We start from the raw sequence: 8,516 nt of genomic DNA, 5'->3' as shown, positions 1-8,516 counted from the left end.
GGGGGCCCCTTTTGCGCCCCCCCCCCCCCCCGGGCCCCGCGCCACGACCTGCGGGTCGACCGGCTTCTGGCAGAGGGCCACGGCCTCGTGGGGCGGCGGCACGGCGGCCGGGTCGTAGCCCGTGGCGAACAGGTACGGCACGCCGCGGGCCCGCAGCGCGTCGGCCACGGGGTAGACGAGTTCGTCCTGCAGGTTGATGTCGAGCACCGCCGCGTCGATCGCGTCGGTGTCGGCGATCAGCGCCAGCGCCTCGTCCACGCTGGGGACCGGGCCGAGGACCTCGGCGCCGCCCTCCTCGAACCACGCTTTGAGGTCGACGGCGATGAAGTAATCGTCCTCGACCAGCAAGACGCGCCGGCCGGTCAGCGCCGCGGTCCAGGTCATGGCGGGCTCCCTGTGGTTTCGCCCTCGGGGATGGGAATGTTGATCGTACACCGGAGCGCCGTCTCGCTTAAGGCATAATGGGTCCTGGCCTTCAGCGCGTAGGGCAGCGCCCGCTCGATGAGCTCGCGGCCGTAGCCGCCCCGCGCGGACAGGTCCCGGGCCTCGGACGGGCGGACCAGCCCCTCCTCGACCCAGTCCATCACGAGGCGGCGCCCCTCCGCCGCGTCGCAGATCCGCCACGTCACGCTCAGGGAGCCCTGCGGCGCGGTGAAGGCGCCGTATTTGAGCGCATTGGTGGCCAGCTCGTGCAGGGCGAGCGCGAAGGTCTGCACGGTCGCCTTGCGCAGGCGCACCGCCGGGCCCGCGATGCGGATGCGGTTCTGCGCCGCGGGGGCGTTGAGGGCGGCGAGCTCCGTCTCGATCAGCGTGCGCAGCGTGATCGGCTCCTGGTCCGAGCGGGACAGCAGGCCCTGCACCCGCGAGAGCGCCGACAGGCAATCGTTGAACCGCTCCCTGAACAGCTCCCCCGGCCCGGTCAGCGCCATGGTCTGCTTGGCGATCGCGCGCACGACGCCGAGCAGGTTGCGGGTGCGGTGCTGCAGCTCGGCGACCATGACCTGCTGCCGCTCCTGGAGCTGGCGCAGGTCGTCGATGTCGGTGGAGGTGCCGAGCCACTCGACGATCCGCCCCTGCCCGTCGCGCACCGCCGCGGCGCGGGTCTGGAACCAGCGGAAGCGCCGCCCGGCGCCGCCGCGGAGCCGGTGCTCGTAGGAGAGCTGCCCGCTGGCGGCGGCCTCCTGCCAGGCGGCCCGGGCGCCCGCGACGTCGTCGGGATGGACCGCCTCCAGCCAGCCCCATCCGAGGCTCGCGTCGTCGTCCAGGCCGGTATAGGCGCTCCATTGCGGGCTCGCCCAGATGCAGGCGCCATCGATCGCGGCGCGCCAGATGAGGTGCGGGATCCCCTGGGCGAGGGTTCGGAACAGCGCCTCGCTCGCGCGCAGGCGACGCTCGGCGAGCACCCGCTCGGTGCTCTCCACCACGATGGCGATGACGCCCGCGGGCTGCCCGTCCTCGCCGAAGACCGGCGAGTAGTCGAGATTCATCCAGACCGGCTCGGGCCGACCGTAGCGGTGCAGGGTGAGTTCCTGGTCGCGATAGGACAGCGTCCCCCCCGCGAGACCGACCCGCATCACGTGGTCGTTGAAATCCGCGACCTCCGGCCAGCCCTCGCGCACCTTGGAGCCGAGGAGCTGCGGATGGCGCCCGCCCGCGAAGCCCGAATAGGCGTCGTTGTAGATCATGATGCCGTCCGGGCCCCACAGGAGCACGATCGGCACCGGCGAGAGCAGCAGGGTGCTGACCGCGAAGATCAGGCTCTGCGGCCAGTCGGCGATCGGGCCGAGCGGCGTGCGCGCCCAGTCGTAGGTCCGCACCAGATCGCCGAGTTCGCCGCAGCCGGCCGGAAGCGTCGAGGCCCCACCCGTCCGGCGGGCGCGCCGCGGAACCTCGGGAGGGGTGGGCACGGGGCAGGCGGAAATGGGAGTGATCCCGCGATCGGCAGAGGGCGTGGAACGGGGTGTGGAACGGGGCGTGGGCGGGAGCGGCTGCCGGGCCGCTTCCGGCCCCCGAGCGTTACTATAGGGCCGGCCCCCAGGGTAGGGGTCGCCGCGGGCGGCCCCGGGCGGCCGATAGGAATCTCCTGCGGGCGGCGTCAGCCGCCGCGGTAGCCGGTCCCGCCATGCCGGGCCGGACCCTCATGCCGCGGCTCGGCCCCGGTGCCGCCCTCGAACGCACCCATGTCGCCGGGCTCCGACTGGCCCGGCGACCGGGGATCCTGCGGGCGCCGCGATACCGGCTCGGGGAGATAGGGCCGCGCGCCCGGGGGATCCTCGGTCAGCACCGTGCGGGCGGCGCCAGGGTCGGGCGTGTTCGGATCGGGCGCGTTCGGATCGGGTGTGGGCATCGCGGTCTCCGGATCAGAAGGACTTTCCAAGGAGACAGGGCGCCGGGCATCCCGGTTCCCCGGCCCTATCGATCGCCCGGCGTCTCGGGAAAGCGGCGGGCGAACCAGTCGCGCAGGATCGCGCGCTCGTAATACAGGCCCCCGGTCGAGAAGCGCGGATTGGCGGTCAGCAGGACGTTGGGGTCGGTGACCGTCTCCTCGCCCTGTGCGACGATGCGGCCGCCCCGGTGGAGCGCGTAGGCGAGGCGGATCCGTGGCGGCGTCGCATCGGTCACGACCCGCAGGCCCGTCGGCGCGCTGAAGCCCGAACGGACGAAGCCCGCCAGATCGATGTCGCGGACCGTGATGTCGAGGCGCTCCCCTGGCCGGAGTCTCCGGGCGGCGAGGTCCTGGAAGATCCGGGTCAGCTCGGCCAGGGTGACGCGGAGCGGCTGTCCGGAGCCGAAGCGGTTCTCGGCGTCCGTGAAGCGCTCCGGTGCGGCATACTGCACCCGCACCTCCGCGCGCGCCGGTTCGGCGGCCAGCAATCCTGCCGCGACGGCGAGGCCGGCCAGGATCCCCGCGATGCGCCTGCTCAAGCCAAAACCTCCTTCGCCCGCATGATCCGCCGACGGGTCGATGGACCACGCCCGCAGCCGGCAGAACCGGCCGGGAAGCGGGTGTTTCCGCCGCATCGGCCCGGCCGGCCTGCGACCCGATGAACCGCCTCCGTTCATAGTCTCGCCGTGTTCCAGGCGCCCCTTCGGTGTCGTCGGCCCCGCGGGGCGGTCCGACACCGGATAACAACCCCATGTTGAACTCGTTTCTCGCCATCCTGACGGTCGCCGCGGTCCTGTTGGCCCGGGCGCTGCTCAAGCTGCCGCTCCTGCCGTTCCGCCTCGTCGGCCGCCTGTTGCGCGGCCGCCCGGCCGCCGCCTGAGCGGGCCGGTCACCAAGACGGTCAATCGGCCGCATCGATGGTGAAGGCCATCCCGCGGCCGGGCCCGTGGTCTGAATAATCGACGAGCGCGAGGCCGCGCGCCGCCAGCGTCTCCGAGACGGTCTCCCGCTCCTTGCGGATCATCTGGCCGACCGCGAGCGGTGTCAGCCGCGGACTCGCCTGCCGCAGCTGGTCCACCCCGATGCTCGCCGGCAGCCCTTCGCCCTCGGCGATCCGGGCCAGGGCGAGGCCCAGATCCCGCGCCTTGGTCTCCGCGGCGGATTTCGGCTTGAAGGCCATTCCTGTCTCCCTCTTCTCCGGTTCTGCGGGCTCACGCGGCCCGCGCATCGACATTCACGTCGGGGAAAGCCCGGATCCAGACCCGGCGGCCCCGTGCGTCGTAGACCTCGACCTGCCAGCGCGACCAATCGAACCGCTCGACCACCCGCTCCATGAGGACGAGGGCCACGCGCTCGGCATGGACCCGCATCTGAGCGGCGTTCGGCAGCCGGCTGCCCGCAAGGTCGGTCACCAGCTCGTGGCCGTCCGTACAGTGGAAACGGTAAAGCCGCGTCGGCATTGAAGTTTCCCCGATCCATCCACAGCGATCCACCGCAATCCCGAGCGGCCGGCCGGCGACGGTTGAACCGGTCCGGCCGATGCGCTTTGTTCATGGAATGTTCTAGACGGATCGGAGCCGCGATGCACGCAGATCCTGCGGAAGTGCCTGTGGAGAGGCGTCCCAGACCGGCGCTCGAGGAGGCCGAGGTGATTGCGATCGCCTATCATCGCGCCGCACAGGGTGACGCCTGGAGGGCGCTCGTGGCCGCCATCGCGGACGCCCTGGTCGATCTCGACGCGGTGGAGCAACGCCTCGCCCGGCAGGATCGGCTGATCTCCCGGGGCTACGCCCGCGGCTGGACCGCCTTGTGAGCCATCGGGTCACCCCGCCCTTCCGCCTCTCCCGAGGTAGCGGCAGAGCGATCCTCGAAGGCGGCCTCCAAGGGTTTACAGGGGCGCAGGGAGAACGCCTTCGCGGCCTCCCGCGGCGCCCCGGTCCTTCGGGCTACGGGGGCGGGTTGGACGGCCGCCCCGAGGCCCTTGCGGTCCGGGCCGTCAACCGCTCCGCGGACACGGGAGAGGCGCGAACCCGCCCTCCGACCGGACGGTCTGAAGCCGCAAGCCTCCAGCCGGAGACGTGCGGATCCGTCTCAGGCCCGGGTGCGGCCCTTGCGCTCGCGCTCGGCCATGGCGCCGGGCTGGCCGAGGCCGATCGCCTTCGCCAGGGCGGAACGCTGCTCGGCGTAGGCCGGGGCGACCATCGGGTAATCGCCCGGCAGGCCGTAGCGGTCCCGGTAGGCCCGCGGGTCCAGCCCATGGCTGGTCAGGTGGCGCTTGAGCGTCTTGTAGGTCTTGCCGTCGATGAAGCTGACGATCCCGTCCGGCCGGACCGACTTGCGGATCTGGGCGGGGCTCGGCCGGTCGATCTCGGCTGGCGCGGTCGCGCCGGTCTCCTGGGCCAGGGAGCCCGAGGCGAGGCCTGCGATCGCCCCATGCACGCGGGCGATCAGCGCCGGCAGCTCCGCGACCGGGACGGGATTGTTCGACACGTAGGCGCAGACGAGCTCGGCGGTCACGACCGCGAAGGTCTCTGATGCCTCATCGTGTGTCTCGGTCATGTGAGGTCCTTCGAAAGGCGTCCTGTGCGCTCCTTGTTTGGGACCTGGAAGGGTTTAAACGAAGTAAATTTGGGATCAAGACTTCGCGAATAGACGGAAATTCTGCCGCTTCGCACGATTGCGGCGGCAGACCGCTGCGCCTCCCCGGACCACGCGCGCGGTCTGCCTCCGCAGGTCTTCCGAATCCCGGGCGATCCGTCAGAGACCGGTGGTGGTCGGATAGGTCCGGGCTCGCCCCTTCTCGCCCATCGTGCCGGTCCCCGCGGTGACCTGGGGCGCCGCCCAGCCCTCCGCGCGCCAGCCGCTGGCCTTCTCGTCGAGATCGACCGCGCCGTGCCGTTCCAGGATCGCCGCCACCGTCGGGGCCAGGGCGGCCTGCGCCGGATCGATGCGGACCGTGACGAGGGTTCCGCCGCGCCGCACGCCTTCGCCATAGGCCTGCGCGTCGCCCTCGCTCACCCCGGCGCCCGTCAGCGCTCCGGCGAGGCCGCCCGCGGCCGCGCCGATGCCGGCGCCCGTCAGCGTGGCGACGAGCCAGCCGGCCGCCACCACCGGCCCGACCCCCGGGATCGCGATGAGGCCGAGGCCGGCCAGGAGCCCCGCGGCCCCGCCCGCGACCGTGCCGAGGGTCGCCCCCGCGCCGGTGCCGTCCTTGGCACTCTCCTTGGCGCTTTCCTTGGCATCGTCCCGGGTCTCGGCGGTCCCGCCGCCGAGGGTGCCGGCGTGGCGATCGTCCGCGTTGTTGCCGACGAGGCTGATCGCGTCGTGCGCGATCCCGCTGCCTTCGATCTCCCCGACCGCGGTGCGGGCATCCGCGTAGTGGTCGTAGAGGGCCGTGATGGTCTGCTGAGCCATGAGATCTCTCCTGCGGCGGGGGCCGGGCTACTGGGCCGACACGTTGCCCTTGAAATCGAGGCCGACTTGCACGGGCTGGCCGCCCCGCATGGCGGTGCCACGCCAGATGCCGTCCGAATCCTTCTTGAGATCCCGGGCATCCATGAAGCCGGCCTTGGCGAGCCGCGACCGGGCCTCGCCCTCCGTGAAGCTGTTCGCGCCCTTCTCGAGCTGGACATTGCCGGCCGTGCCGGTCCCGGCGCCGTCCGGCGTCATCTTGTCGGTGTTCGGCCGGGTCACGCTCTCCTGACCGCCGGATTGCTGGCTCGTCTTGGCGTCGGGGGCGGCCGGTGTGCCCGTGACCGTGGTCTGGGCGACGGCGCTCGATCCGATCAGGGTTGCGAGGACGAGGGCAAGGGGCAGACGCATGATGGACTCCGTCGATCGTTTCGGAACCATCAATCCTTTATCGGAGCATGACGTTCCAAAATCCAATGTTCGTCGTTTTACTTGTTACCTGCTGACATCTACGGTCGGATTCACAAATGACCGTTGCGCAGCATAGCGTTGCATCGCCAGGAACATCCGCCGGAACCCTCGACGCGGCGCACGGGCCGCGGGGCCTTCAACCGGCGCCGTGGCCGCCCTTGCGGTTGTCCGGTCCGGCCGGGGGTGGCCGTGTGTCGTAGCCGCCGGTCTCGGGCACTGCCTGGGTCTCGGGGGTGGCGGCGCCGGGCGCGAGCGGGCCGCTGCCGCCCGCCGTCGGATCGCTCTGCTGCGCGGGTCGGGCCGGCCGTTTTGACGGCACCGATCCGAAGGCTTCGCGCGCCGCGTCGACATCCTGTCCCATGAGCGCCTCCGCGCACGCCTCCCGGCCGATCGCCGTCCGGCCGTCACAGGTCCAAGGCCGCGGCCCGGCCGCATGTTCCCGCCGGATCGACGGTTTGCGCGACGCGTCCGGCCGCGAACCAGTCCTTATTTCCGCTCGCCGGTGGGGTTGGGCGTCGCGGAGGTGTCGGGCGCCACGGCCGGATTCACGGGCGTGACCTTCGACCACGTGGCCGCGATGACCACGATGGCGAGCAGCAAGGCGACGAAGATGCCGGCGAGGACAAAGCGCTTCATGAGGGGGTGTCGAACTCTCACAGGGTTCCGGAAGCCGAGGAACAACCGGGGCGGTCGAACGATCCCTGGGCCAGGCCGCCGGAAGTGCCGCAGACCCGGAGCCGTCACGGACCGGAGGGCTGATCCGGCGGCGCCCCGCGGAGCGCGTCGGCGAGCAGCCGGACCCGCAGGAAGGCGGCGGCGGCCTGCTGGGCCAGCGCTTCGAGCCGGCAGACGGTCGCGTCATCCGGGATGACCGAAGCGCACCAGTAGGCGCCCAACGCGGCCACCGGGTCCGGGAGGCCGATCGGCACCATGACGAGGCTGCGCATCGACGTCATGCGGTAGGCCGCCACCGGCAGCCGCGGCTCGGACTCGATGTCCGGCACGATTGCGGTCTGACCGTTCACGATGCACCAGCCGGAGATGCACGCGGTCAGCGGAAACCGGCGCCCGCGCCAGAGCGGCTCGATCGCGTCCTCCGCCGCGTAATGGACGGTGTCGCCTTCGCGCAGCACCACCGCGATCCCATCGGAGCCGATGACCTCCCGCGCGATCCGCCGGAGAATCGATACGATTTCCTCCGGCGAGCCAGCAGACTCCAGGGAACGGGCGGCCAACGCCAAGCCCGTTTCCGGGCGAAAATGCGTCTCAGCCATACCGGAGAGATAGGGAACCGTCGGTGGCCCGTCTACGCGGCGTTTATCCATGACGGAGCCGGTGCCGTAAGGGGCGGGCCGAGACCGGGCCCCGATGTCCGACGACATCCGCGGACTTTCGCTGCATGCGTGTCGTGGACATCGTAAATGACAACTTGCGATAGGATTTCGCGCGGGCGTATCGCTGTGGAGCGGGCATTGCCGGGGGCGCCGAAAAGATTGCTCATTCCGGCGCACCAACAGATTCTAAAGTGTCAGCGCCGCGACAGAGATCCCTTAATAGTTCCTCATCGCTCAATCGAGCCGATGCCATGATGTGCTCCAGCGCACCTTTCGGCTGTGGGGTCCGGGGCCTCACCCGCGCTGTTGCATCATTGCACTATCGCCCGAACGCGTCCTGACGTTCTTGTCGCCCGGCACACATCCCGTCCAACGGGAGACAGAGGACCCGATGATCAAGAAGCTTCTTCTCGCGAGCGCCGCCACGGCTCTCCTGACCGGCGCCGCCTCGGCCGCCGACCTGCCGCGCCGCGCCGCCCCGCCGCCCGTGTTCACCCCCGTGCCGGTGTTCACCTGGTCGGGCGCCTACTTCGGTATCAACGCCGGCTACGCCTTCGACGCCTCCAGCCGCTCCAACGGCAACTCCTTCGGCGTGCCTTTCCCCTACGCCACCCCCGGCACCGTCGCCACCTTCCGCAACAACAGCCAGGACGGCTTCTCCGGCGGCGCTCAGATCGGCTACAACTTCCAGCTGACCCCGGGCAACGGCGTGGTGTTCGGCATCGAGGCCGACGCCCAGTACCTCGACTTCGGCCGCAACCGGAACAGCGCCTTCATCACCGGCGGTGCGCTGGCCAACGGCTACTACGTCACCGACCCGCGCGGCCTGTCGAGCCTCGACTACTTCGGCACCGTGCGCGGCCGCCTCGGCTACGCCTTCGACCGCACCCTCGTGTACGGCACCGGCGGCTTCG

General features: G+C 71.2%; 15 protein-coding genes. 3 read left to right on the top strand and 12 right to left on the bottom strand.

The genetic code is table 11. From position 1 onward, the window contains the following. From AAHG09_RS31425 to AAHG09_RS31410, 4 genes are all read right to left on the bottom strand, one after another. A partial coding sequence (locus tag AAHG09_RS31425; RefSeq protein WP_342112236.1) for a response regulator occupies window positions 1–384 on the bottom strand: 384 nt, incomplete at its 3' end. After that, window positions 381–1,907 carry a sensor histidine kinase gene (locus AAHG09_RS31420; RefSeq protein WP_342112235.1) on the bottom strand — a complete coding sequence of 509 codons (1,527 nt, stop codon included), beginning with the start codon at window positions 1,905–1,907 and terminating at the stop codon, window positions 381–383. The genes AAHG09_RS31425 and AAHG09_RS31420, both read right to left, overlap by 4 nt. A 188-nt stretch (window positions 1,908–2,095) precedes the next feature. Next, the gene (locus tag AAHG09_RS31415; RefSeq protein ID WP_342112232.1) at window positions 2,096–2,347 is read right to left on the bottom strand and encodes a hypothetical protein; all 252 of its coding nucleotides are present in this window, start codon (window positions 2,345–2,347) and stop codon (window positions 2,096–2,098) included. Between the two features lie 65 nt (window positions 2,348–2,412). Further along, the gene (locus tag AAHG09_RS31410) at window positions 2,413–2,925 is read right to left on the bottom strand and encodes a DUF3016 domain-containing protein (protein WP_342112231.1); all 513 of its coding nucleotides are present in this window, start codon (window positions 2,923–2,925) and stop codon (window positions 2,413–2,415) included. Window positions 2,926–3,137: 212 nt separating this feature from the next. Between AAHG09_RS31410 and AAHG09_RS31405 the strand changes: the two genes are divergently transcribed. Next, window positions 3,138–3,266: a hypothetical protein gene (locus AAHG09_RS31405; protein WP_342112230.1), complete on the top strand. Its 129-nt coding sequence runs from the start codon at window positions 3,138–3,140 to the stop codon at window positions 3,264–3,266. Between the two features lie 21 nt (window positions 3,267–3,287). On the opposite strand, the gene AAHG09_RS31400 is transcribed toward AAHG09_RS31405, so the two are convergent. Together AAHG09_RS31400 and AAHG09_RS31395 are read right to left on the bottom strand one after the other, a co-directional pair. Continuing rightward, window positions 3,288–3,566, bottom strand: coding sequence for an adenylosuccinate synthase (locus AAHG09_RS31400; protein ID WP_342112229.1), 279 nt, complete (start codon window positions 3,564–3,566; stop codon window positions 3,288–3,290). A 31-nt stretch (window positions 3,567–3,597) separates the two neighbouring features. Continuing rightward, window positions 3,598–3,846, bottom strand: coding sequence for a DUF6894 family protein (locus AAHG09_RS31395; RefSeq protein WP_342112227.1), 249 nt, complete (start codon window positions 3,844–3,846; stop codon window positions 3,598–3,600). A 188-nt stretch (window positions 3,847–4,034) separates the two neighbouring features. Between AAHG09_RS31395 and AAHG09_RS31390 the strand changes: the two genes are divergently transcribed. Further along, a complete protein-coding gene (locus tag AAHG09_RS31390) occupies window positions 4,035–4,199 on the top strand; it encodes a hypothetical protein (protein ID WP_342112225.1) in 165 nt (54 codons plus the stop codon). A 278-nt stretch (window positions 4,200–4,477) separates the two neighbouring features. On the opposite strand, the gene AAHG09_RS31385 is transcribed toward AAHG09_RS31390, so the two are convergent. From AAHG09_RS31385 to AAHG09_RS31360, 6 genes are all read right to left on the bottom strand, one after another. Next, entirely contained in the window at window positions 4,478–4,945 is a 468-nt protein-coding gene (locus AAHG09_RS31385) for a Ros/MucR family transcriptional regulator (protein ID WP_342112222.1), read from the bottom strand. Window positions 4,946–5,143: 198 nt separating this feature from the next. Further along, window positions 5,144–5,800 carry a hypothetical protein gene (locus AAHG09_RS31380; RefSeq protein ID WP_342112220.1) on the bottom strand — a complete coding sequence of 219 codons (657 nt, stop codon included), beginning with the start codon at window positions 5,798–5,800 and terminating at the stop codon, window positions 5,144–5,146. Window positions 5,801–5,827: 27 nt separating this feature from the next. Further along, window positions 5,828–6,208 carry a hypothetical protein gene (locus AAHG09_RS31375; protein ID WP_342112218.1) on the bottom strand — a complete coding sequence of 127 codons (381 nt, stop codon included), beginning with the start codon at window positions 6,206–6,208 and terminating at the stop codon, window positions 5,828–5,830. Between the two features lie 196 nt (window positions 6,209–6,404). Then, window positions 6,405–6,629, bottom strand: coding sequence for a hypothetical protein (locus tag AAHG09_RS31370; protein ID WP_342112216.1), 225 nt, complete (start codon window positions 6,627–6,629; stop codon window positions 6,405–6,407). 125 nt (window positions 6,630–6,754) lie between these two features. Further along, on the bottom strand, window positions 6,755–6,904 hold the full coding sequence (locus AAHG09_RS31365) for a hypothetical protein (RefSeq protein ID WP_342112214.1): 150 nt from the start codon (window positions 6,902–6,904) through the stop codon (window positions 6,755–6,757). Between the two features lie 104 nt (window positions 6,905–7,008). Beyond that, the gene (locus tag AAHG09_RS31360; protein ID WP_412760120.1) at window positions 7,009–7,509 is read right to left on the bottom strand and encodes a GAF domain-containing protein; all 501 of its coding nucleotides are present in this window, start codon (window positions 7,507–7,509) and stop codon (window positions 7,009–7,011) included. A 484-nt stretch (window positions 7,510–7,993) separates the two neighbouring features. Between AAHG09_RS31360 and AAHG09_RS31355 the strand changes: the two genes are divergently transcribed. Continuing rightward, on the top strand, window positions 7,994–8,516 hold a 523-nt coding region (locus AAHG09_RS31355; RefSeq protein ID WP_412760119.1), incomplete at its 3' end, for an outer membrane protein.

Source organism: Methylobacterium guangdongense, assembly GCF_038442355.1.
GTDB classification, from domain to species: Bacteria; Pseudomonadota; Alphaproteobacteria; order Rhizobiales; family Beijerinckiaceae; genus Methylobacterium; species Methylobacterium guangdongense.
This window is presented reverse-complemented; position numbering and strand designations above follow the sequence as displayed.